Genomic DNA, 24,201 nt, shown 5'->3' on the forward strand with positions numbered 1-24,201 from the left:
ATGGAGGAGAGGCTCTCGGCAGCCGCCAAGGCGTTGGCGTGAGCCTCTTCCGCAGACAGACCGGAATGCCGAGTCCCCGGTGCCGAGGTGGCGGGGGCTGCGGTTCGAGTCGGGTCACATGGCGCCGGTCCGCCGCGCCGGAGCAGCCCGGCCAGGACCTCAGGGCGCGCGGACACGGGCGGATGAGGCGGAAGAGCCCGGCGCCGCGGCGGCCACCGCGAGGAGCGGGGTGAGAGTGCGGATGAGTTTCGTGCGTATACGGGCGTGCATGCCCAAGGTCCTCCGCGAGCTGAGGGTGGTGCGGCGGCCGGCTGGTCGCGAATCCACGGGAATCCTCCACGCGGCGCGTATCACTCCCGTCATCGGTCAGTAACTCGGCCTCTGACCCAAGGGATATGACGAGGCCTCAGGTAGGAAGACGTCACAAGCGGTGTGAGGAAGAGGATTTGCGGCTCGCGCGGCCGGGCCGAGTGGCGCGATACCGGTCGGAGACGGCGGTGGTACGCGGAGTCGCCATGCTCGCGTGGTGGCCGGCAATCCGATCTGCCCCTCCTGGACAAACGGAACAATTCCACGGGGCGGAACTGTGCCGTCAACGTCAAGACCGGCAGCCTCTCCGGCACGCCGACCCTGACCCGGGTCGCGCTGCTTGCCGGCCGCCGGGACGGCCCAGAGGGCGGCGGCCCCGGCCGGTGCACGGCCGTCGAGTACCCGATGGATCCGGGCCGCTCCGACATCTACTGCAGCTCCTGCGCCGGTCCGGTCACCGTGCACGGCGCAGGGCACCGCGTCATGGTGACCGGCATCACCTACGACACCGACGGCACGGCACGAGGGCCGACTACCGCTGCCCGGTGTTCACTGCTGAGCCGAGCCGACCTGACGCGGCGTCCGGCCGCCGCCGGGCCGGGCCCACGCGGCGGCCGGACGCCGCGTCAGACCTCAGTGGCCCAGCGCGCACCCGGAGTCGGCGAGCGTGACCGGCCGTTCGGCGGCGGCGCGCCTGTCCTGCTGCGCCGGCACCACCCCGGGCCGCAGGCCACCCTGCTCGCGGGCGAAGGCCCGCAGCAGGGCCGGGTAGCGGTACCGGCCGGGCGCGTCGGTGACCAGCAGGTGTGCGTCGACGAGCCGTTCGAGCAAGTGCTCTGCAGCCGGCAGCGGAAGGTGCAGTGCCTGGGCGGCCTGCACGGTCGAGAGGGGGCCGTCCGTGGCCGTGGCGAGCAGCCGGAAGGCCCGGGCGGCGGCGGGCTCGAGTGCCCGGTAGCTGGGCTCGACACTGGCCCTGATGTCCAGGCTGCCCACCCGCAGTTCGTTCAACAGCATCAGCTGGTCGGCCAGCCGGTCCGCGAGGTGCCGGATGCTCCAGCCGGGGCGCGCGCCCAGCCGGGCCGCGCAGATCCGCAGCGCCAGCGGAAGTCGTCCGCAGGCGGCGACCACCTGGGTGGCTGCCTGCGGATCGGCTGCCACCCGTGTGGTTCCGACCAGCCGCCGCAGGAGCAGCTCGGCCTCCGCCGCCGACAGCCCGTCCAGTTCGAGCGGCAGTGCCCCGACCAGGTCGGCGAGTCGGTAGCGGCCGGTGACCAGCGCCGCGCAGCCGGGGTCGCCGGGCAGCAGCGGGCGGACCTGGGCGCTGTCGCGGGCATCGTCCAGCACCACAAGGACCCGACGGCCGGTCAGCAGCGAGCGGTAGAGCGAGATCCGGTCCTCCAGTCCGACCGGCACCAGGTCGGCGGGAACGCCGAGCGCGACCAGGAAGGTCCGGAGCACGGCGGCGGGAAGGGCCGGGCTGTCGTCCGTCCCGCGGAGCTCGGCGTGCAGCGTGCCGTCCGGGAACGCGGCCCGGGTGGCGTGCGCGACCTGGCCGGCCAGCGCGCTCTTGCCGACGCCGGGCTGGCCCGAGATCACGGCGGTGAACGGTGCCGTGCGGTCCACGGCGATCAGCCGGCCGGTGAGCAGGGACGTCTCCCATGTACGCCCGGTGAAGTCAGGTAGCGCCGGGGGAAGCTGACATGGCGTCACGGCGAACGCCGGTCGACCGTGCGCGGTCCGGTCGGGTGCCGGGTGCCCGGCCGTGCCTGCGCCCGCTCCGGCCCCCGCGTCGGCTCCGGTGTCTGCTGCCGCGCCGGCGCTCGCGGAGTTGATGCCGATCGGCTCCGGGCGGGGCCGGGTCGGCCCGTCGAGGGCAGGGTCACCGCGCAGGACACGCTGGTGAACCTCGCGCAGTTCACTGCCGGGCTCGACGCCGATCTCCTCGATCAGTGTCTGCCGCACCCGCTGGTAGACGGCCAGCGCCTCGCACTGGCGCCCGCTGCGGTACAGCACCGTCATGAGCTGGGCCCAGAGCAGCTCCCGCTCCGGGTACTCGGTGGTGAGTGCCTGCAGCTCGGTGGTGAGTGCCCGGACGTCGCCGCCCAGCCGCAGCTGTGCCTCCAGCCTCGCCTCCATGGCGTCCAGGCGGGCTTCGGCCAGCCACCCGGCCTCCTTGCGGAGCAGCGCGTCCGAGGGGATGTCGGCCAGCGCGGGCCCGCGCCACAGCTGGAGGGCAGTGTCCAGCCGGGCGGCGGCGCGCTCGAAGTCCTGTCGGCGCAGCGCAGCGATGCCCTCGTCACGCAGGACGGTGAAGCTCTGGAGGTCGAACTCCTGCACGTCGACGTTGATCCGGTAGCCGCCGGCGGTGGTCTCGATCCGCTCACCCGCCGCGCCGAGCGCCTTGCGCAGCCGCATCACGTAGTTGCGCAGGGCGGCGGAGGCACTCCTGGGCGGGTGCCCGTCCCAGATGGCCTCCGTCAGGAACTCCGCTGACGTCGGTTGCCCGTGCCGGACCAGGAGCGCCGCGAGCAGCGCCCGCTGCCTGCCGCCGGGGACGGTGCGGGTCTGCACTCCGTCACGGACCACAAGGGGCCCCAGGATCCCGAATTCCACTCGCCTGTTCTCCTGCGCCGTCGGTGTTCCGAACGGTGCACGCGGGTTCGCCGGGCGCACCGTGCTGACGGACAAGATCTTGTGCGACGACTGGTTGTCAGGAGCGTTGAGCCGGTGATGGACAATCAATCCCGTACAAACGAACGGCGTTCCGCTGTCCTGACAGGGTCCGTACAACGACCTGACAACGTCCTGACAACGCCCGAGCGCACCGTCGGACAGCCGGACAACGATGGATGTCGGCGTCGTTCACGCTGCCGTGGGCGACCGCGTCGCCCGGCTGCGCTGGGAGGAGGCCGAGGTGTACGGGGTGCCGTTGCCCCGGCCGTAGGTGTCGAAGCTGGCAGCACCGGTGTCCAACCCACCGGTGCGGAAACCGGAGTTCCGCCAGACCCACGGCACGAAGTCGGCGCACCGGTACTCGGGACCGCCCGAACCCTCACCGGGGTGTCGGCGCAGGTGCCGGCCGTCTTGTCGACGTCGGCGACGGCGAGCGAGGCGGCGCCGCCCGTGGCGACGGAGGCGGTGGAGACGTTGACGGGTTCACCGGAGCGAACCCGACCGTGGAGCCGGCTCGCCCCTGGGCCAGGACCGAACGGTGACTCACCGCTCGCCCTGTAACGGAAGGGCACGCCATGGCGCGACGCGGCCGGCGGTGCCGTCTGGCCGCCGGCCGCGCCGCACCGGACATTCTTCGCGTGCGCGGTAACTTTTCTGTCGCACCCGGCGGGCCGGATCAGACTCTAGGCGGGGTAGCGGCAGGCGGTCCGTGCGGCCGCGTTCCGGTCGCCCTCGCCCAGCGACAGCGGCCGCGCCTGGGTGGGAGCCGCAGGGGGGAGGGTCAGCGCGTCCAGCACATCGGTGGGGCCGTCCCCACCCAGGCAGGCGACGGCGATCAGCTGGATCGGGCCCTGATCAGCCGTCGGCTTCGCGATCCGCCAGGGGAGCACGAATCCGTCGACGCCGACGCCGATCAGGCCGAGCTGGTGCCAGCGCGGCACGGGCACGGCTTGGCCGCTGTCGGAGAAGTACCCGGCGAACCCCACGATGCCGAGATACGAACCGCTGGCGCGCAGTTCCACGGCCTCGGGATCGGAGAGCCTTGGCGCGACCGCCAGGGAGATCGACGATGGAGCCGGGAACTCACCCGGGCAGCGGTCCGGCCTCAACTCCCACGGCGGATTGCCGTGCACCACCCCCGACGAGACCATCCCGCCGCTGCCCAGTTTGAACCAGCGCACATCGGGAGTCCCGGCCGTCACGTCCACCTCGGCGTCACCGATGCAGAAGCCGACGAACTGGACCCTGCACCCGGGCGGGATCTCGTCGATCACCGGTGCGCTGCGGCTGGCGCTGCTGCGGACCCGGGTGCTCCCGACGTAGGTCGTGCCCTGGAAGAGGGTCCCGCCGGCCGGGCCGACCGGACAGCCGGATCCGGAGACCGTGTCCGTATCGCCGGACCCGCGCTTGAGGTCCACGAGCAGGCTGGTCAGCACCAGCATCAGGACCAGGGCGACGGCCATGACGGGCAGCCACGCCCGCGACCGCCACAGGCGCCGCTGCGGAGCTCCCGGCTCATCGCCGTCGATCGGTTCGGGCTCGAAGCCCTGTTTCTGGAACGCGTCCACCACCGGGGCTCGGTTCCCGGCGTCCGCCTGCGTCGGCTCGATCACCTCCGAGACGGTCAGTGCGGCCTGCACACTCGACGGCCGGACCCGCGCGTCGGCTCCGGTGCTGCCGGCGAGCCGGCGTTCGAGTACGTACCAGTGCTTCTCCCAGAGCTCGGCATCGCCACCGCAGGCGCCGACATACGCCAGCGTCACGTCCAGTGTGGGCCTGCGCACACCGCCGGCGGCGTCGCTCAGCGTCGTGGCACTGAAGCCTGCGGTAGCTGCGAGTGCCCGGTAGGTCGGGTTCCCGGCCGCCTGCCGCAGACACCTCAGCTCGTAGGCGAACGCCTGCAGTGGGCCGTCGTCGGGGTCGAGCGGTCGTGGCCTACGGGGCAACGGAGTCCCCTTCGCCGCCCACGGTTGGTACCGACATCCCCGGATTCCCCCTCAGCTCCGTTGCCGTCAGCCGTAGCCGGTCTCGCTGCCACGAACCCCCCCGGCCCCACTGCTGACCTGCGGCAATATGGACGCGCACCAGATGGCTGATCATCAGATTGTTGCACAGGGGACGAGTGTGCTTGACCGGAGATGCACAGGGCGCTGCCCCGGGAGCAGAGGCATCCCGGGGCAGCGCCCTGTGTGTGTCGCGGAGGTGTCCGGCGGGTAGGGCCGATCAGGTGTAGCAGTAGTTGCGGTTGCCGGTCCCGTGGGAGGTGCCGGTGTCCCAGGTGGCATTGCCGCTGCTGTTGAGGAAGACGAGGTTGCCGTCGTTCCGGAGCTCGGCGTGGCCGCCGGGCGCCGGGTTGAGCGCGCCCAGAGTGCAGACGATGCCACCGGAGGAGTTGAGGAGCTTGACGTATCCGGACCGCGACCAGTCGACCCGCACGACGCCGTGGCCGCTGGTCCCCGAAGCCCAGGCCGGGTAGCTCTCGGCTCCGGTGAACTTGTAGAGCACCAGGTTGCCGTCGGACTGGAGGACCAACTGCGACATACCGTTGTCCGCCCCCACGCTGTCACCGGCGGTCCAGTCGGACTGGGAGAGCGTGAAGTTCGCGACGAAGGCGGCGGCCGACGCGGTGGTGGTGGTCAGACCGATCGCGCAGGCGATCGCCGTGCCTACGAGGGCGGTGCGCAGGATGCGCCTGCGGGCCGTGGAGCGACCGGACTTGCTGGGTGTCACGAGGGTCCTTCCGAAAGGCCGCCGCGCGACGGCGCGGCGCGGCGGAGGTTGTGGGTGTCGCGGTGCTTCGGGTCGATCAGGTGTTGCAGTAGTTCCGGTTGCCCACGCTCTGGTTGTAGGTGCCGCCGGCCCAGGTGGGGCAGGGAGCAGAGGTGCACGTGGTCCCGCGTGGTCCCGCTGAGGAGCTACGGTCCGGAATCGGCGGGACCGGTCCGCTCCGGGACCAACCTAGGAAGGGCGCGTATCAGCCGGATAACCCCGCTGTCACACCACCACGGGCCCGGTGGCGAACCCGACAGGGGCGCTGGGCTTCGTCCCGCGGGGCGGCCGGGAGTTGGCGCTCCTGGCGGGGTGGGTGGAGGTCTGAGCCGGTGGACGACGTGATCACTGCCGTGACTTCCAAGTAGGCGGTGGTGGTTCGGGTTCGATGCCATGGCTGGTCACCGACTCCCACGAGGCTTCAGGCCCTTGTGTCGCCACCACCTCCCGATCTCGCCGCCGCGCCGGGCCCCCGCCTCCATGACGAGCCATCAGGCCGGGCCCTGTGGGCGAACCTCAGGTGCGGCGTCGGCCGGTGACGACTGGGCTCGCGCCATGGAGGCGCGACGGCGGCGATACGGTGGCCATGAAACGGTGATCACGGAACGTTTCCGTCTCGAACACCAGGAAAGCCGGCCCCGCAGCCTTCAACCCGCCACCTGATCCGAACCCCGGACAGGCCCGGGGCGGCGCGGCCCGTTGCTACCTGTCCGTGGCCCCGGTCCTCGCGGTCGCAAGTGCCCGGACCGGAAAGTTGACTGACGGTCTGCCGGTTACTGTCGACGATCCTCCCGGCCGCGCCGATGCCCTGCGTGACAGCGGGGACGTGGGTGGAGATCCTCACGCTCCGGAGGCCGCACACAGGGCTTCGCCGTGTCGGGGTGCTGCTCAGCTGCCGAGGCGTGCGATCACCTCGCGGGCAAGGCCGATCTTGCGCTTCTGGAAGGAGCTCAGCCTGTTCAGGGCCGAGGAGTTCTCCTCGATCATGTGCGTCTGGATCTCCGCCTCAGCCGCACTCCAGGCCTTCAGCAGACCTGTCTCGGTCTTGCAGTCCATGTCCGCCAGAGCCACGGCCTTCTCGCGCTCCGTCGGCTCCGCTGTGTCGAACGCCCGATCCCCCACGGATGCCATGGGGTCCTGGTACTGGTAGCCGTGGCGTTCCATGCAGGTCGACCACGCGCGGAAGGCGGATGCGACCGTCTGGTCCGCCAGGGACCGCTTGAAGCTCTCCTTGTCGATGGCCGCCGCGGCGGCGATGTCGGACTCAGGGCGCGGGCCGCCGTCCAGCCGGGCCTCGGCACCCCCGTAGCAGCCGCCGGGTGGAATCGGGCGGCCGTCGGGGCTTGTCGACTGCGGCTCTCCGGCACGAGTCGCTCCGAGCAGGATCGCTTCCTGCGCCTCGGTGGGCTGCTTGGTGGCGCCTGCCCCGCCGGCCGGTGGCGGGAGGTGGTATCCGTGGTCGCGGGCGACCTCGCGGTCCGATATCCCGTAGCGCCTGGAGGATTCGGCAACCAGCGGCGGGTGCTCCGGTATCCGGTAGTCCAGACCGAAGCCTCCCAGGCACTCGTTGGCCAGGAGGACCTTGGCCCGGTCGACCGCGCTGGACTCCTCGGCAGTGAGAGCGAACCTCTCGATAGGCATGGAAACGCTGCCCGAGGCCACGGCCGAGGGACGAACGTCCACGCTCCGACCGCCGGGCTCACCGCCGGTTCGGTCCTTGGTTGCCGAACAGGCGGCCGTCGCCATGAGCGCGGCCGCGACAAACACAAGAGCGCGTGATGCCCCGGTCGGCAAGCTCTGTCTCCCCACAGTCATCCACTTCTCTCCACAAGGAATATGGCGGCCGCGTGGGTACGCGGCCGCCACGAATTCATGACTCCGATCAACCGAAGTTGACGCAGCCCTGGTTGACCGGAACGTTCCGGAAGTACACCGACGCGTTCTCGTTGTACGTGTTCGAGAGCTGCCAGGCGGCCGGGTACTCGGTCTTGTGGAACTTGTCGCAGGGGCCGGCGTAGCCGCTGTTGAAGTAGACCGTCACGCTGGAGTCGATACTCCAGATCCGGGCCTTCGCCGAGGCTGCGTTGTTCTTCAGGCTCTTCCCCTGCCCGGCACCGCCGCTCTGGAAGGTGTACCCCGACAGGTCGTAGACGCCCTCGCCGCCACTGGGGGTGGTGGAGTGAATGGTCGTATGCGAGCCGGCGTAGCCGGTGTTGTAATAGAGGACCAGGCACTGGGCGTCACAGTCGCCGACGCTGTCCGAGCCGGTCGAGATTCCCGCGCTCGCCGGAGAAGCTATAGCAAGGGTGCCGACAACGGCCGACAGCGCTATTGACGCAGTGACAAGTGCCTTACGAGCAAAGAGCATTGACTCCCCCATTTTCTTGATCATTTCGTGTGCCCAAGCGTACCCAATGGCGACCTGTGCCATCCACCCGGGGCGGCACAGTCGTTGGGCGCAGCCCGGCCCCGCTACGCGAGAGCGCGTACCGGGGCCCGGTTGCCAGGTGGGTGGGGCTCAGCAGTCCTTGGCGAAATACACCGAGGCGTTCTCGTTGTACGTCTCTTCCAGGTTCTTCGCATTGCGGTAGTTGAACGCGTCGCGCGGGCCGCTGTAGTTGGAGTTGTAGAACACCGTGACCGTCATGCACACGTTGGAGACGGCCGACGCGGCATTGTTCTTGACGCCCTGCCCCTGGCCGTTGCCGGGGCTGGTGAACTTATAACCGGAAAGGTCGGGCACGTCCCTCCCCCCCAGTGCGTTGTGGGAGCCCTGCTCGTTCGAGTTGTAGAAGAAGCAGAAGTGGCTTTCCTCGCAGTCGCTCGCGTTGGCGTGCGCGGCGGTGGCGAGGGCGGGGACGAGCAGGGCAGCGCCCAGGGCCGTTGCGGCGAGCTTGAGGGTACGCTTCATTTTGTTTGGTCCTCTCTTCATGGACGTTCCAGGCGTGTGTGCAATCCCCTCGGCTTGCCTGGGGAAGGGTGGGCGCGCCCGGACGTGAAAAGTGTCAGCCCACTACTTCACTGATCGCGCAGCACGGCGTCGGCCTTGGCGAGTTCCTCGGTCTTCGCCGCGAGCGCCGCCGTGAAATCGGCTTGTTGCCGTGCGATCAATTCCTTCTGCAAGGAAGCCTCGACCGCGAACCAGGTGTCGATCAGACCCACTTGCTGCTTGCAGGTCACGTCAGCCGTCGCCACCTGGAGCTCCAGCGGCGTGGGTGAGTCTCCCAGGAATCGGTGGTCGCTGATGGCATCCATCGGATTGGGGTAGGAGTAGCCCTTGTTCTTCATGCAGCCGGACCACGCCTCGAATGCCTGCGTGACCTGCGCCGCCGACATACTGGCCTTGAAGGTCTGGTAGTTGGCCTGCTGGGCCGCGCTGCTCGGGCCCAGTTCCCCCGAACCGGCCAGGCCCCGCTTCGCCTCCTCGTAACAGCCGCCGGGTGGTACCGGTACGCCGTTGACCTCGAGCTTCGTGTCGTCCGCACCGGTCTTCCCCGGGAGGTGTCCGGTGAGCACCTGCTGCTGCTCGGCGGAGAACTGCGTCGGGTCGACCGGGTGGGTGCGCGGGTCGCGGTCGCCGAGGTGGTAGCCGTTGGCCGCCACCTCGGCCAGGTCCGTCACGCCGTACCGGCGGTCCATGAACGTGCGCGGTCCGGTCGACGGGCCGGCGGGGCTGATGGCGTAGTCGAGACCGAACCGCTGCAGGCACGCCTTGCGCAGCACGGCTCCCGCCCTGGCCAGCTTCTCTGTCTCCGCCTCGGAGAAGAGATACGTCTCGATAGGAAGATGCGGATCAGCACTCGCCGGGAGCGCGGACGGAGACTGCGTGGTCGGCACCGCCTCGGTGGCTGGCTCCCCGGATGGCGAACAACCCGCCAGGGCAAGGCACATGAGCGCGGCCAGGCCGGCCAGCCGTACTCCCGCACTGCTGCCGGTCGATCGCTGATGCACGGCGGAACTCATACGCCGACGGCCCCGATCGCGGTCACCGTTGCACTCATGGCCAGGTGCTTGCACATCTTCCGCATCTCGTCCTGCGTCCTCTTCCGGTCCGTTGGCAGTGGGCCGCCGGGTGAGCCCTCGCCCTGGACGCCATCGTGGTGCGCGGAGGTATCGCGGTGGTCTCATCCCCGTAATACCCGGCGGCGCCGGCCGGGAGCCTCGGCGCCCGGGTCAGTTCTGCCGGGCGAGCCGGATCAGCGCGTTGCCGCTGCTGCCTGAACTTTCGTCCAGTCAGCGGGGCTCCGACATCGCTGTCGGGACGACAGGATCTGAACCTGCACGGCACATTCCGAAGCCGAGCACCTCTGCCCGAGTTGGCGGGCAGCAGCCCTATGGTGTCGACGGATAGTCAATTCCCCACCCTGAATGCCATGTAAGGGGCCAGGGGACGGCGTTGCTGCATGGGGACGGTGGCCGCGCGTCGAGATTCCCATGACGCCAGAGGTCGCCGGCCGCCCGATTGCCAGGCCGCCGTTCAGGCTGGTCAGGGCTGTGCGCCGCAGACATCCCCGACCGCGCGACGTTCAGCGTTTGACCGGGGGGCGAGTCGGGCGTGCGATGGAAGGTGGGCGGGGAGGGCGCAAGCTGCCGGTTCCGTGGCGGACCGGGACGGCTGAAGGCGGAATCCGTCGGGCTGCTCTCCGGTCAGGCCGGCTACCGGGGGTTCGGCATCTTCTCGGACCGGCGGCTCGGGAAGATCCTGCTGGGTTCGTGGTGGGAGAGCGCGCAGAGCGAGCGGGACAGCTACACGGCGCTGCACGACCAGCGCCAGGAGCTGCTGACCGTATTCGGCGGCACGGTCAGCGTGGCCGGCTGGGAGGCCGCGGTGTCCCGCCGGGGCGACGCGCAGCCGGGGGCGGGGTTCCGGCTGGTGCGCCTCGGGTTCGACCCGGCGGCGGTCGACCGGCTGGTGGAGGCGTTCGAGACGACTGCGCTCCCCGGTCTGGAGTCACTGGACGGATCCTGTTCGACGTATGCGCGGTAGCGGGCCATGGTGGTGGGCTTGAGGCGGAGTTCTTGCTCGTCCAGCCGGTCCCGGAGGTATTCGGCGGTGCGCTGCCTGGGGTCGTGATGACGCACGGGGCCAGGACCTGGTTGAAGCGCCGCAGCGCGGTGCGGGCGTCGAGTTCGTCGGGGAAGCCGGCGCGGCGGTTGGTGCGGCGGTGGCCGCCGGGGGACGGGGCGTCGACGGCGAACGCCCAGGTGCCGTGGTGCGGGTCGGCGGCGAGGCGGGGGCAGGTGGTGCCGAGCTGTCGGCGGTGGTCGTCGCGGCAGCCGCAGCGTCGGTAGACGCGTCCTCGGTATTTGCCCGGGTTCGGTGAGCAGCGCACGGTGTCGCCTCGAAGGGTCGAGCGCGCGGAGTGTTCCTCCTCCCGGTGTGCGCCCGCCTGGCGACCTCTGTGCGACCACCAGTTCACGATAATGCTGGCTGACCTGGGGTTCTCCCTTGGCCGGTGGCAAAGGGAGACCGGTCGGCGGAGTGTCCCGTTCGTGGGGCCCCGCAGCTCAGATGAGGCGGTCGCGCGTGGATACCGGTGATCTGCGACAGCGTCCGACGGGACCTGATCGTCAAGGCCGTAGAGGCTCGCATCGGTGCCGTTCGGGTGGTTCTGCGTGTCGAGCGGTGACTCTGGGCGCCGTTGCAACTGCCGACAGGGACTGGCAGGAACGGGACCGGGAACGTCCCAGGGGCCTGGCGTCCCGTCGGCGCCGACAGAAGCGTTCGTGCACTACGCGTCTGGTGCGTCGGCCGGACCGGAGGTGCCCCACTGCCCGGTTCGAGCGCGGTACCGCCGGCGCGGCGGTGCACTGCGGCAGCGAGCGGCAGGCCGGACAGGGTGCACGGCAGGCGCAGGCACGGACCCCGAAGTACATAGAGTGCGGCGAGGGAGGAATCCGGGTCAGGCGTCCTGGCCGACCTTCGGACCCCTCGGCCCATCTCTTGGCGCGGGCAAGCTCTTGGCGCCGATCATCCAGTCCAATTGGGAGTTCACACGTGAGGCCTCAGGCCCCCGACACGCGTCAGATCGCCGAATCGCGCCGGACGGCCGACTGCGGCAGAACCGGTCACCGCACCCTGACCGCGTCGGCCACCGTGCACCCTTCCGCCGAGCTCCTCCCCGGTCAGTACTGCCACCCGGGCCGGCAGGACCACTCCGCCCTGCGTGCCGCGCTCGTCGCCGCCACGGAGGACGCCATCATCTACGACCTGGACGGCATCGGGCGCCAGTACACCGCCCTGTGCGCCGAACTGCCCGGCGTCTCGGTCCGGTTCGCGATGAAGGCCTGCCCGGTGGACGAGGTGCTCGACCACCTCGCCAGGCTCGGGTCCGGCTTCGACGCAGCCAGCCCGCAGGAGATCGCCCAGGCGCTGTGCACCGGGGCGGCCCCCGAACTGATCCACTACGGCAACACCGTCAAGTCCGACCGCAACATCGCCGAGGCCTACCGGCTGGGTGTGCGTGACTTCGCCACCGACAGCCCGGAGGACGTCGCCGCGATCGCCGAACACGCCCCCGGCTCACGGGTGTTCTGCCGGGTCGCGACCACCGGCGACGGCGCGCTGTGGGGTTTGAGCCGTAAGTTCGGCTGCTCGCCCGAGGACGCCCTGCGGGTGCTCGACGCCGCCCGGGCCGCCGGACTGGTGCCCTCCGGTCTGTCGGTGCACGTCGGTTCCCAGCAGATGACGGCCGAAGCCTGGGGTGAGGCGATCGAGACGCTGGCCAGCTTGCTGGAGGCGCTCAACCGGCACGGCATCGTTCCGGACCGGATCAACCTCGGTGGGGGACTGCCCGCCCTCGGCGTCCTCGACCGGCACGGCCGACCGCTGGAACCGCCGCTGGACAAGATGTTCGCGGTGATTCGCGAAGGCGTGGAACGGCTGCGCGCCGTCAACGCCGCCCCGCTGGACTTCCTGCTGGAGCCCGGCCGCCACCTGGTCGCCGACCACGGCGCGATCCGTGCCCACGTCGCCCGGCTCACCTCACGCCACCGGCTCGACGGCACCCGTGAGGACTGGCTCTATCTCAGCTGCGGAAAGTTCAACGGCCTGTACGAAATGGACCAGTTGCAGTACCGGCTGGAGTTCCCGACTCATCCCGGTGGGCAGCTGGTCAACGCCGTGGTGGCCGGTCCGACCTGTGACAGCGACGACGCCTACGCCCAGGAGGACGGCTTCGTGCGGGTCCCGCGGACGCTCGCCTCCGGCGACCCGGTCTGGGTCCACTCCTGCGGTGCGTACGCCGCCGCGTACGCCACCCAGGGGTTCAACGGCTTCCGGCCGTTGCCGTACACCTGCGTAGGCGGTTCGGCCCCGGACGGAGGCGCCGCATGAGCGACACCCGGATTCGGCTGCTTCGGGAAGAGGACTGGGACGAGGTGGTCGCACTGGAGGAACGCGCCTACGCGGCGAGCGGCCTGTCCGAGGGGGAGGAAGCACTGCGCTCCCGGCACCGCGCCTCGCCCTCGACCTGCTTCGTGCTGGAGCACGCGGGCGGCTTCGCCGGCTACCTGCTCGCACTGCCGTACCCGCTCTTCCGCTGCCCGGACCTGAGCCTGGCCGAGGGCGGCACGGTGAGGGAGAACCGCAAGGGGAGCAACCTGCACCTCCACGACCTGGTGATCGCCGAGCGAGCACGTGGCCGGGGCCTGGCCCGCCGGATGCAGCGGCACCTGGAGGAGACCGGGTGGTCGGCCCGCTACCGGACGCTCTCCCTGGTCGCCGTGCACGGCTCGCAGAGGATGTGGACGCTGCTGGGCTACCGCACCCGGCCGGAGATCGGGCTGCCCGCGAGCTACGGTGCCGAGGCGGTCTACATGGCGAAGCCGTTGGAGCGGGCTGTCACCGGTCCGGCTCCCGGCTGTCCGGCGCAGGTCGCGGACGCGAAGGGTGCGCCGCGGGCAACCGGGTGCGCCGGGCTGCCTGTCGGGCCGACCCGGAATTGAGCGTGCGGCCGGTCGACCGAGGACTGGCCGGCCGGCTCGTTCCCGGAGGGAAGCCCGGACCGGGTGCTGCGCCGCCGACCCGCGGCTCCCCGTAGGCGCCCACCCTCGGAGCGTCTTGGGCCTTCCGGGGCCGGGCCCGTTGAACTCTGTCCATTCTTCTGTCAGTACCGCCAGCGGACGGCCTCGATGACGTCCTCGTCCGTGTGCGTGGCGAACAGCTCCGCCTCCGCCCGCCGTACGGCCAGCACGTTCTCGTACAGCTCGGGGCCGAGTGCCTGCCGCAGCAGTGCGGACTTCTCGTACGCGTCGGTCGCCTCCGACAGGCTCGCCGGGAGGCGCTCGGCGCTGCCGAGGGCGGCGGGGTCGCTCCGGGTCTCGGGCGGGAGGGGCAGGCCGGCGTCGAGTCCGGCAAGTCCGGCGGCCAGCACGCCGCCGATCGTCAGGTACGGGTTGGCGGCGGCGTCGAAGCACTTGAACTCGGCGTTGGCCTGCCTGGCGGTGGAGCCGGCGATCAGGCGCAGCGCCGCCTCGCGGTTCTCCAGGCCCCAGCAACGGTAGGCCCCGGCGAAGTGGGAGGGGACCAGGCGCAGGTAGGAGGCGACGCTGGGCGCGCCGAGGGCGAGCAGGGCGGGCAGTTCGGCCAGTGCGCCCGCGAGGAACTGCTCGGCTTCGGGGTGCAGCCCGTGGCGGCCGGGGCCGCCGTGCCCGAGGTTCCGGTCCTGTCGCCAGAGGCTGAGGTGCAGGTGGCCGCCGTTGCCGATCGCGCCCTCGGTGAAGACGGGCGCGTACGAGACCCGCAGGCTGTGCCGGGCGGAGACGGCTCGGATGGTGTGGCGCACCAGCATCGCGGTGTCGGCCGCCTCCACCGGCCCCTCGGCGGCGACCGAGACCTCGAACTGCCCGGCGGCGTACTCGGGGTGGATCTGGAGCACGGCCAGCCCCTGCTCGGTGAGGGCGCGCAGCACCTCCCGCAGGTAGTCGGAGTGCTCGATGAAGCGGGCCATCCCGTAAGCGGGTTCGACCGTCGCGGGGTTTCCGGCGGCGTCTGCCACCACCCACTCGATCTCGATCCCGGCCTGCACCGAGAGCCCGCGTCGCTCGACGGCCTCGGCGGTCCGGCGGGCGAAGCTGCGCTGGCAGCCGGGGTGCGGGGTGCCGTCCTGGGTGTGGCGGTCGGCCGGGGCCCAGGCCCAGCCGGGCTGGGCGGCGAGCACGGTGAGCCGGTCGAGGTCGGGGACGAGCCGCAGGTCGCCCACCGGGCCGGTGCTCGAAGGTGTGGTGGTGAAGGAGTCGTCCACCAGGGAGAGGTCGAAACAGGGTACGGCGCCGACACCGTACTCGGCGGCGTGTTCGAGCTGGTTGAGCGGGACGGACTTCACCCGGGTGATCCCGGCGTTGTCGACCCAGCCGAACACCACCCCGTCGATTCCGTCGGCAGCGAGCTGGGCTTCGGCCGACCGGGCCTGGGCAGCCCGTTCGGCCCGGGAGTGCGTGGTGGTCATGACGCCCATGCTGGTGTCCGCGGCGGCGGGCGTGCCGAGAATCGGCCGGGGGTTCACTCGTTCGTGGGCGCCCGGAGCAGCGACGTGACACAGGACGCAGGCGCGGGAGACGCCGGGGGAGGGCCCTGTCGGTCCTGAGGATCGCTCAGGCGTGCCGGAGGCAGAGGGTTCCCCACTGGAAGCCCGCTCCGATTCCGGACAGCACGTAGGTGTCTCCCGGGAGCAGGGAGCCTGCGGAGGCGGCGGAGTGGAGCGCGGTGAACAGGCCTGCTGATCCGGTGTTGCCCAGCCGGTCGACGGTGACGGGCACGCGCTCGCGGGCAACGCCCAAGGCTGCCAGGGCTGCGGTGAGGATGTTCAGGTTGGCCTGGTGCAGGAAGAAGTGTCGGACCTCGTCGATCGGCACGCCGGCGCGCTGGGTGGCGCTGGTGATGCTCTCGGGCAGGCGGGTGGTCGCGGCGTTCCAGACGGCGCGACCGTCCATGGACAGGTAGTGGTCTCCGGCGGCGACGGTGGCGGCGCTGGCGGGCAGCCGTGAGCCTCCGGCGGGGATCTGTACGCCGTAGGACAGTTGGGAGCCGAGGTCGTAGGAGAGCAGGCCCGCTCCGGGGGTGTCGGTGCGGGTGAGGACGACGGCCGCTGCGGCGTCCCCGAAGAAGACGGCGGTGGTGCGGTCGTTGGGATCGGTGATCCTGGAGGCGCAGTCGGCCGCGAGGAGCAGGACGGTGGTGATGGAGGGGTTCTGCAGGAGGTGGGCGGCGATCAGCGTGGCTTGGATGCCGGAGGCGCAGGCGGCCTGGGTGACGTCCAGGGACAGGGCGCGGTGGGCGCCGAGGGCGTCCTTGACGATCAGCGCGGTCGACACGAGTGGCTGGTCCCCGGTGTAGGTGGCGACGATGACCGCGTCCAGCCGGGCGGGCTCGATGCCGGCGGCCTCCAGGGCCGGGTGGGCGGCGGCGACGCACATGTCGGAGGTCGCCAGGTGCGGGGCCAGGCGGCGGCGTTCGCGGATACCGGTGCGACTGGTGATCCATTCGTCGCTGGTGTCCAGAGTACGGGTGAGCTCCAGGTTGGTGACGACCGCCGGTGGCAGGTGCATCCCCGTCCCGGCGATGGAGAACGGCACGGACAGGCCGGCGCCGGTCTGATGGAACAGGGTCTGGTCCAGGGCCACGGTCACGCTGCGGCGCTCCACCCCGGTGCGATCGGCGCACCTCGACGAACTCCCATATTCCGTTCCTTTCGATATCGTCCGTGAATGGACTGGCGCTGCCGGGTCCGTTGAATTCCGACGCCGAATCGTCTCACGGAAAACGGGTGGGGAGATCGCTCTTTAATCCGTGAGCGTGAGGAAACATTTGATTGCTTGACATCGCGGTGCCGGAATTCTCCGTCGTGCCATGGGACGGCACCTGCTGCGCGTCCACCGCGATCCGAGTGGGGGCGGATGGGCGGAGGGCGGATACTGGTGGCGACCGGATTTCGAATGTCTTTGCGGAGGGCCGATGCGCCGGGACGGACGAGTCGCGGACTCCTTGCTCGCGCTGCTGAGCCGGGACTGGCTCGGTGTGCCGGTCGCGGTGCTGGTGGTGGGGGTGGGCGTCGGGCTGGTCGGGTCGCGGGCGGCCTGGGCGGTGGTGCTCGGCGGTCTGGCGATGGCCGTCGGAGCGCTGCTGGCGGCGGGCGCCGCGCGGCACTTGGTGCTGTTGGCTCGGAAGGCGCGGGCGAATCCGCCGCCGGGGCGGCTGGTGGACGTGGGCGGCCACCGGATGCACGTCCTGGGCGAGGGGGAAGCGGGCGGCGGGCCGACGGTGGTCTGGATGCCCGGCGGGCATGCCCCCGGTGCGGAGTTCCGGGAGTTGCACACGGTGCTCGCCGGTAGCAGTCGGTCGGTGCTGGTCGACCGCCTGGGGACGGGCTGGAGCGATGTCGGGCCCTTCCCCCGGACGACGGCGGGTGAGGCGGAGGAACTGCTGGCAGCGCTGGAGGAAGCGGGGGAGCGGGCCCCCTTCGTGTTCGTCGGCCACTCCTTCGGCGGGCTGCTGGTCGCGAACGCGGCGAGGCGGCGGTCGGACCTGGTGGCGGGGCTCGTACTGCTCGACCCGACGCCCCTGGAGGTCGTCGCCTTCGGGCCGCCCAACGGGCAGCTCGCGGCGATGCGCCGGGGCTTCCTGCTGACGGCGGTGCGGCAGCTGTTCGGTGCCCATCGCGGCTTGGCGGACCGGGTCGGGCAGGGCTGCGCGGCAGCCTCGGCCTTCGCCGAGCTGTCGCCGTCCGGGCTGGCGAGGGTCGGCTGGGAGACCGTGGTGTACGACGGGGACCTCGGGGACCTGCCGCTGGTGCTGGCGGTACCCCGTGACCTCACCGGCGGTGAGGCGGTGCTGGCCGCTGCCCGGGACGCCGCCGAGGCCGAGCGGATCAGCCGCTTCTACCTCCGGAGCAGGGTCCGGTACCTGGCCGCGTCGACGACGGCACGGCTGGTGTACACGCCGGAGGGGACGGGCCACGACTTCCCGCGCGAGGCGCCGGAGTTCGTGGTCGGTGTGGTCGAGGGCCTGCTGCGGGAGCTGCGGGCGGCCTGCCCCTGACCGTGCGCGCGGAGTCGGCGGGGGAAGAGGGCCCAAATCCATGGTGGCGCCGGTGTGTTCGTGGCGGTGCCGCCCTGGGGCACTGTCGTGGCCGGTACCGATCGGAGGTGTGGCGACGCGGCCCGTCGGGGGTGTTTTCGAACGGTTGCCGCTGGCGCCCGTGGCGGCGCCGGTCATCCAGGCTCCGGTGGCCACCTCTGTTCGGGGGGCGACGGTCATGACGTCTTCCGCTCGGGTGGGGAGACGCGCAGGGAGGGCACGGAGGCGAGCAGCGTTCGGGTGTAGGGATGCCGCGGTGCGTGCAGGATCGTCTCGGTGGGGGCGGTCTCGACGACCCGGCCGTGCCGCATGACCGCCACCGTGTCGGAGACGTGGCAGACCGCCGGCAGGTTGTGGCCGATGAACAGCATCGACAGGCCGAGCCGCCGCTGGAGTTCGCGGATCGTGTTGAGGACGCCGGCCTGCACCGAGACGTCGAGCGCCGAGGTGACCTCGTCCGCGATCAGGAGGCCGGGCTCGACGGCCAGGGCGCGGGCGAGGGCGACCCGCTGACGCTGGCCGCCGGACAGCTGCCGCGGTAGGCGGTCGGCGAGCCGGGGGTCCAGGCCGACGAGGCCGAGCAGTTCGGTGACGTGCGCGGCGCGGGCGGCCCGGTCGAGTCGGCGGAAGACGGTGGCTGCTTCGACGAGCGCCTGGCGGGCCGTCATCCGGGGGTCGAGCGCGGTGTCCGGGTCCTGGAGGACGACCTGGACGAGGCGGCCGAGTCGGCGCCGGTCGCGCACGGTGCGGGTGCGGACCTCCTGGCCGTCGATCAGGACCCGTCCGCCGTGCACGGGGAGGAGGCCGACGACCGCGCGGGCCAGGCTGGACTTCCCGGAGCCGGACTCGCCCACGAGACCGAGCGTGGTGCCGGACGGGACCTCCAGCGAGACGCCGTCGACGGCGGTGACCGGGCCGCGCGGGCCCGGGTGGCGGACGGTGAGGTCGGTCACCTGAAGGACGGTCATGACGCGGCCACCGTCTCCGGGGCCGCTGCCACCGGTACGGGATACCAGCAGGCGACCCGGTGGCCCGCGTCGAGGTCCTCCAGTGGTGGGGCCTGCTCGGCGCAGTGGTCCCGGCTGCGCGGACAGCGGGGCTCGAACGGGCATCCCGGCGCGGGTACGAGCGGGTCCGGCGGTGTGCCCCCGATCGTCGGCAGCGACCGGTCGCGGTCGGCGGCGAGGTCCGGTACCGAGGCGACCAGGGCCCGGGTGTAGGGGTGCCGGGCGCGGTCGGCGAGGCGGTCGGCGGGCAGGGTCTCGACGATGGTGCCCGCGTACATCACCAGGACCCGTTCGCAGAACTCGCCCACGAGCGCGATGTCGTGGCTGATGAGCAGGATCGCGGCGGAGGTGTCCCGCCGGATGTCGGTGAGCAGCCCGGTGATCTGCCGCTGCACGGTGACGTCGAGCGCGGTGGTCGGTTCGTCGGCGATGATCAGCCCGGGCCGCACCATCAGCCCGGCGGCGATCATCACGCGCTGGCGCTGGCCGCCGGAGAGCTGGTGCGGACGCGAGCGCAGCAGCGCCGGGGGCAGGGCGACCCGGCGCAGGGCGTCGGCGGCCTGCGCGGCGGCCTGCGCACGGCCCGCGCCGCGGTGGGCCCGGACGGCCTCGGTGAGCTGGGTGGCGACCCGCAGGGACGGGTTGAGCGCCGAGGCCGGATTCTGGAAGACCACCGCCAGGCCCGTCGCGAGGTGCCGGTCCCGTTCCCTCGGGGGTAGGGCGGCGAGGTCGGCCCCGAGCAGGCGCAGGGTGCGCCGGGAGATCCGGGCGCCGTGCGGGAGCAGGTCGGCGATGGCGAGCGCGGTGAGCGACTTGCCCGACCCCGACTCGCCGACGAGCCCGACGATCTCGCCCGGCCGCAGCGACAGACTTACGCCGCGCACCGGCCGGATCGGGCCGTCCTGGGTGGGGAGTTCGACGGTGAGGTCCTCGACCTGGAGGACCAGCCCGTCCTCGGCGGGGCCGCTCGGGGCAGGCGTCGGCGCGGGCGTGCGCGGTACCGGGCCGCGCCGGGCGACGCTCCCGGCCAGGACCTCGCCGAGCAGCTGGAAGGCCAGGGCCGCGTAGAGGACGGCCAGGCCCGGGGCGAGCGCGGGCAGGGGCTCGGCATAGATCCGGTCGAGCCCCTGGTTGAGCAGCTGCCCCCAGTCGTAGCCGGGCGGTTGGACGCCCAGCCCGAGGAAGCTCAGCCCGGAGAGCGCGACCAGGGTGCTTCCCGCCGCCGTGGTGATGCTCAGAAGCAGCGGCTCGGCGATGTTGGGCAGGACGTGCCGCCACAGCAGCCGGTGGCGGCGCAGGCCGAGGACCCGGGCCGCGGCCAGGTGGTCGGTGCCCGCGACGCCGGCGGCGAGGGTCTGGGCGAGCCGGGCGTATCCGGCGACGCCCGCGGCGGCGAGGGCCAGCACCGCCCCGGCCGCGCCCGCGCCGAACACGACCGCGAGGAACATGGCGACGAGCAGCGCCGGGAAGGCGAGCAGGAGGTTGATCAGCCCGGCGGTCAGCCGGCGGGCGCGCCGGCCGAGGACGGCGGTGCAGGCCCCGAGGAGGACTCCCGCGGCCGCGCCGAGCAGGACCGCCGCCAGCGCGAGCAGCAGGGAGGGCCGGGTGGCCGTCAGGACCCGGGCGAGCAGGTCCCGGCCGAGGTTGTCGGTGCCGAAGGGGTGCTCCCCGGAGGGGCCCTGGAGCACGGCCGCAGGGTTCGGGCGGTCGGCTGCCGCGCCCCAGACCAGTGGGCCGATCAGCGCGAGCGCGACCAGTGACGCCAGCATGACGGCGGTGGTCCAGGCCATGGGCGAGCGCCGGAGGCTGGGTGGAAGGCTCATGGTCACATCTCCCGGATCGCCGAACGGGGGTCGAGCACGGCGAGCAGCACGTCGACCAGGAGGCCGGCGAGCAGCACGGCGGTGCCCAGCACCAGCACCATGGCCTGGACCACCGGGTAGTCCTGGGCGACCACGGACTGGGCCATGGCGGAGCCGATGCCGGGCCAGGCGAAGACCTTCTCGACCAGCACGGTGCCGGCGATCAGGGCGGGTAGCAGGTTCCCGGCGACGGTGAGTGCGGCGGTGGCCGTGTTCGGTGCCATGTGGCGGAGGTAGCGGCGCGCGGGGGACAGCCGTTTGCTGCGCGCGGTGCGCAAATAGTCCTCGTTCAGCACCTTCAGTGCCTCCACCCGGACGATGCGCAGCAGGACGGCGGTGGGGGCGAGCGCGAGCGCGAGGACGGGCAGGACGAAGGACTCGACGCCTGTCGCCCCGGCCACCGGGAGCAGTTGGAGGCCGACGGCGAGCAACGCGGTGAGTCCGGCGGCCAGGACGAAGTCCGGTACTCCGGCCATTGCGGCGGTGGCCGCGGTGAACGCGAGCTCGGTGCGCGGGCGGCGGCCGTCGCGGGTGCGGACGGCGGCCAGCAGGCCGCCGGGCAGGGCGACGGCGAGGGTGGCCAGGAAGGCGAGGCCGGCGATCTCCAGGGTGGCCGGCAGCCGGGTGCGGACCAGTTCCGCGACCGGTGTCCCGGTGGTCAGCGAGGTGCCGAGGTCGCCGTGCAGGAGGCCGCCGAGGTAGTGCCGGTACTGGGACAGGAAGGGCGTGTCGAGCCCGAGGGCGTGCCGGCGGGCGGCCACCAGGTCGGGGGCGGCGTCGATGCCGAGCGCGGCCCGGACCGGATCGCCGGGGATGAGGCGGACCATCGCGAACGACGCGGTGAGCACGGCTGCGAGGGAGAGGAGCAGCCGGATACTGCGGCGGCCGAGGAACACCGTCCAGGGGTGTCGCAGTAGCTGGGGTACGGACATGGTGGGCCCCGGGTCACTGGTGGAGGCGGATGCTGGTGGGGACGGGCTGGCCGCCGAAGGTGGTGGTGAAGGTGGTGCGGTAGCCGTACACACTGCTCCGGCCTTCGGCGATCGGCAGCGCGTCGGCCGAGCGGAAGAGCGAGGCGGCGGCCCGGTTCCAGGTGTCGCAGCCCGTCGTGTCGGTCTCCCGGAGGGCCTGGGCGACCAGGGCGTCGTACTCGGGGTTGGCCACGGCCGCGAAGTTGAGGCCCTGGGCGGGGGTGGGGCCGGAGAAGAAGGGGATGAAGCCGACCGGCAGGGCGAAACCCGGGGTGCTGCCGACCACCACGTCGAAGTCGGCGCTCCGGTACATGGCATTGACGAGGGCGGGCAGGCTCTCGGTGACCAGCTCGACCTCGGCACCGAGCGCCGTCCACTCCCGGGCCATCAGCTCGGCGACGGAGGCGAGGGTCGGGCCGAGGTCGGAACTGGTGATCAGGCGGAGCCGGAGCGGCCGGCCGTCCTTGGCCAGCGGGCCGTGGGCGGAGCGGGTCCAGCCGGCGGCGTGCAGGGCCTCGGCGGCGTCCTGCGCGGGCAGGTTGGCGTCGGCGAGGTCGGCGTGGCAGACGGCGCCCACGGCGCCGAAGTCGGTGGCGGGGCTGCCGGTGCCGCCGGCGGCGACGTTGGCGAGCCCCTGGCGGTCGAGGGCGGAGACCAGGGCGCGGCGCAGCGCCGGATCGGCGAGTGCCCGGCCGGGGCGCTGGTTGAAGAAGGTCAGCCCGATGACGGTCGCCACGTCGGTGGTCGCCAGGCCGCGGCCGGTGAGCCGGGCGCGCTCAGGCCCGCTCACGCTCGCGATGTCGACGCCGCCGGTGAGCAGCAGGTTCGCCACCGTGGAGGCCTGGGGCACCACCGAGATGACGATGCGTGCGGGGAGCCCGGGCACCGCGGTCGTCGCCCCGGCGGGCCCCCAGGAGTAGCCCTCGCGGACGGTGAACTCGTACGGCCCGCCGGGGGTGTAGCGGGTCAGCACGTAGGGGCCGGTGCCCTGGGTGGCGCGGTCCAGCGCACGGGGCCGGTCGAGGCCGGCGGGGCAGACGATCGGCAGCAGGCCGATGGTGCGGGTGAGGAACGGGAAGGGGGCGGCGGCGGTCACCGACACCGTGCCGGTCGCGTCGTCGGCGCTCGCGGTGAACGGGACGTTCGGGAGGACGGTCCGGGCGCCGGCGAGCTGGTGGGCCGGGTCGCCCGCGTAGCTGAGCGCCCGGGCCGCCGCCGAGGCGGTGAGGGGGGTGCCGTCGGAGCAGGTGATGCCGGGGCGGAGGGTGAAGGCGGCCGCGGTGGCCGTGGCCTGCCAGGAGGAGGCCAGGCCGGTGACCAGGGTGCCGTCGGGGGCGAGATTGACCAGCGCGTCGTAGGCGTAGCGGGCGTGGGAGGCGCCGAAGGCCGAGTACGGGTCGAAGCTCGGCGTCTCGCTGGACTCGGCGATCCGGACGGTGCCGTGGTCCACCAGGGGGGTGGTCGTCGAGGAGGTGGCGCCGCCGTCGCAGCCGCCCAGCGCGACGGCCGAGGCGGTGAGGGCAGCTGCCAGGACGACCGGCGGGTTACGTCGGGGCATGCCGTCATGGTGTCACCGGGTCCGGTCGTGGTGAATCAACTAACGTGCACGGCAGAAGTGTTCGAGCGTCCGGAGATGCCTGATGGCTGGGCCGGGAGCCGTCCGGGGTGACGGGGCGGGCGATCCTTGTTCACCCTTACGAGAGGGTGGCGGGGCTCGCTGCCGCGAGTCCGACGGGGTGGGAAGCCGCCATTCCCGGGCTGCGGCGATGGGCGGCGCGGCAATGTGACGCTCATTCGAGGCGGATAATCGGTAATAGCACAAAATGGCGTTCGAGTGCGCTGGGATTCGGATGTCGCGGGAAGGCCATGACCACTCGCACGAGTGAATCCAGCAGAATCCATTTGGCTCAGGCCGACATGGTTCGAGTACGGTGACCGTGGGATCGGACGGCGCGTTCCGGTATCCGGGAATCCGATTCGTTAGGTGAATCCCGGATTCCGAGATGGAATGCTTCCATCCGCCCGGCTGTGCGCTGCTCCGGTGTTCGCCGTGCCCGGGTTCCCTGTCATACGTATGCGTAGAGAGGACGGAGCATCATGCCACCCCTGGTACCCCCCTTCCTGGTCGGTCTCATCGTCGCGCCGCTGGCCAAGCGACTTCTCAAGCCACTGGTGCGCGGGGTCGTCAAGACATCCGTCGGCCTCGCGATGGAGGTGAAGAAGGCGGCCCAGGAGGCCGGGGAGAACATCCACGACCTCGCGGCAGAAGTGGCCGCCGATGTGATGGCCGCCCAGATCGCCGCCGGTGAAACCGAGGACCACCCCGGTGACGGCCGGCACACCGCCGGGAACGGCGCCAAGGGAGGGGCTGCCGGCCACGCCGAGGGGGACGCGAGGACCCCGAAGATCCGGGCGACCGCCGGCGCCGTCGCCGGAAAGTCGCACTGACAGCCCGTGAGGACTGCGGCCGCCGCCAGGCGCGCACGCCGATCGATTTCGGCGGAACGCGCCCCGGCGGCGGCCGTTCGCAGGCC

The 24,201-nt window shown here is 71.9% G+C and carries 18 protein-coding genes; 5 read left to right on the forward strand and 13 right to left on the reverse strand.

The window, feature by feature from the left end:
* Positions 1–942 precede the first annotated feature (942 nt).
* The 7 genes from OG871_RS28005 to OG871_RS28035 all read right to left on the reverse strand — a co-directional run bounded on the left by OG871_RS28005 (position 943) and on the right by OG871_RS28035 (position 9,714).
* Entirely contained in the window at positions 943–2,922 is a 1,980-nt protein-coding gene (locus OG871_RS28005; protein WP_371500426.1) for a BTAD domain-containing putative transcriptional regulator, read from the reverse strand.
* Positions 2,923–3,665: 743 nt separating this feature from the next.
* Positions 3,666–4,928: a hypothetical protein gene (locus OG871_RS28010; RefSeq protein WP_371500428.1), complete on the reverse strand. Its 1,263-nt coding sequence runs from the start codon at positions 4,926–4,928 to the stop codon at positions 3,666–3,668.
* 277 nt (positions 4,929–5,205) lie between these two features.
* Positions 5,206–5,712, reverse strand: a complete 507-nt coding sequence (locus OG871_RS28015; RefSeq protein WP_371500430.1) for a hypothetical protein — start codon at positions 5,710–5,712, stop codon at positions 5,206–5,208.
* Between the two features lie 927 nt (positions 5,713–6,639).
* Positions 6,640–7,545 carry a hypothetical protein gene (locus tag OG871_RS28020; protein ID WP_371500432.1) on the reverse strand — a complete coding sequence of 302 codons (906 nt, stop codon included), beginning with the start codon at positions 7,543–7,545 and terminating at the stop codon, positions 6,640–6,642.
* Positions 7,546–7,633: 88 nt separating this feature from the next.
* On the reverse strand, positions 7,634–8,119 hold the full coding sequence (locus OG871_RS28025; RefSeq protein WP_371500433.1) for a hypothetical protein: 486 nt from the start codon (positions 8,117–8,119) through the stop codon (positions 7,634–7,636).
* A gap of 150 nt (positions 8,120–8,269) precedes the next feature.
* A complete protein-coding gene (locus OG871_RS28030) occupies positions 8,270–8,662 on the reverse strand; it encodes a peptidase inhibitor family I36 protein (RefSeq protein WP_371500435.1) in 393 nt (130 codons plus the stop codon).
* A 107-nt stretch (positions 8,663–8,769) separates the two neighbouring features.
* Complete coding sequence (locus OG871_RS28035) at positions 8,770–9,714, reverse strand: hypothetical protein (RefSeq protein ID WP_371500437.1); 945 nt, start codon at positions 9,712–9,714, stop codon at positions 8,770–8,772.
* Positions 9,715–10,306: 592 nt separating this feature from the next.
* Here OG871_RS28035 and OG871_RS28040 point away from each other — a divergent pair.
* From OG871_RS28040 to OG871_RS28050, 3 genes are all read left to right on the forward strand, one after another.
* Entirely contained in the window at positions 10,307–10,738 is a 432-nt protein-coding gene (locus OG871_RS28040; RefSeq protein ID WP_371500439.1) for a hypothetical protein, read from the forward strand.
* 1,176 nt (positions 10,739–11,914) lie between these two features.
* Complete coding sequence (locus OG871_RS28045; protein WP_371503450.1) at positions 11,915–13,087, forward strand: type III PLP-dependent enzyme; 1,173 nt, start codon at positions 11,915–11,917, stop codon at positions 13,085–13,087.
* On the forward strand, positions 13,084–13,698 hold the full coding sequence (locus OG871_RS28050; protein WP_371500441.1) for a GNAT family N-acetyltransferase: 615 nt from the start codon (positions 13,084–13,086) through the stop codon (positions 13,696–13,698). The genes OG871_RS28045 and OG871_RS28050 overlap by 4 nt, the downstream gene beginning before the upstream one ends.
* Before the next feature lie 161 nt (positions 13,699–13,859).
* On the opposite strand, the gene OG871_RS28055 is transcribed toward OG871_RS28050, so the two are convergent.
* Together OG871_RS28055 and OG871_RS28060 are read right to left on the reverse strand one after the other, a co-directional pair.
* Positions 13,860–15,200, reverse strand: a complete 1,341-nt coding sequence (locus OG871_RS28055) for a glutamine synthetase (protein WP_371500443.1) — start codon at positions 15,198–15,200, stop codon at positions 13,860–13,862.
* 145 nt (positions 15,201–15,345) lie between these two features.
* A complete protein-coding gene (locus OG871_RS28060; protein ID WP_371500444.1) occupies positions 15,346–16,380 on the reverse strand; it encodes a 3-oxoacyl-ACP synthase III family protein in 1,035 nt (344 codons plus the stop codon).
* A gap of 325 nt (positions 16,381–16,705) precedes the next feature.
* On the opposite strand from OG871_RS28060, the gene OG871_RS28065 reads away from it, so the two are divergent.
* Entirely contained in the window at positions 16,706–17,788 is a 1,083-nt protein-coding gene (locus tag OG871_RS28065) for an alpha/beta hydrolase (RefSeq protein WP_371500446.1), read from the forward strand.
* Between the two features lie 215 nt (positions 17,789–18,003).
* Here OG871_RS28065 and OG871_RS28070 read toward each other — a convergent pair whose 3' ends face one another.
* From OG871_RS28070 to OG871_RS28085, 4 genes are read right to left on the reverse strand one after another with little or no spacing between them, the layout of a single operon-like run.
* On the reverse strand, positions 18,004–18,795 hold the full coding sequence (locus OG871_RS28070; RefSeq protein WP_371500448.1) for an ABC transporter ATP-binding protein: 792 nt from the start codon (positions 18,793–18,795) through the stop codon (positions 18,004–18,006).
* Positions 18,792–20,624, reverse strand: a complete 1,833-nt coding sequence (locus OG871_RS28075; protein WP_371503451.1) for a dipeptide/oligopeptide/nickel ABC transporter permease/ATP-binding protein — start codon at positions 20,622–20,624, stop codon at positions 18,792–18,794. The genes OG871_RS28070 and OG871_RS28075 overlap by 4 nt, the downstream gene beginning before the upstream one ends.
* 35 nt (positions 20,625–20,659) lie before the next feature.
* Positions 20,660–21,628, reverse strand: a complete 969-nt coding sequence (locus OG871_RS28080; RefSeq protein ID WP_371500450.1) for an ABC transporter permease — start codon at positions 21,626–21,628, stop codon at positions 20,660–20,662.
* Between the two features lie 13 nt (positions 21,629–21,641).
* Positions 21,642–23,225: an ABC transporter substrate-binding protein gene (locus tag OG871_RS28085; RefSeq protein ID WP_371500451.1), complete on the reverse strand. Its 1,584-nt coding sequence runs from the start codon at positions 23,223–23,225 to the stop codon at positions 21,642–21,644.
* A gap of 539 nt (positions 23,226–23,764) precedes the next feature.
* Between OG871_RS28085 and OG871_RS28090 the strand changes: the two genes are divergently transcribed.
* On the forward strand, positions 23,765–24,115 hold the full coding sequence (locus OG871_RS28090; RefSeq protein ID WP_371500453.1) for a DUF5132 domain-containing protein: 351 nt from the start codon (positions 23,765–23,767) through the stop codon (positions 24,113–24,115).
* Positions 24,116–24,201: the final 86 nt, after the last annotated feature.

The sequence above is a fragment of the Kitasatospora sp. NBC_00374 genome (assembly GCF_041434935.1).
GTDB lineage: Bacteria > Actinomycetota > Actinomycetes > Streptomycetales > Streptomycetaceae > Kitasatospora.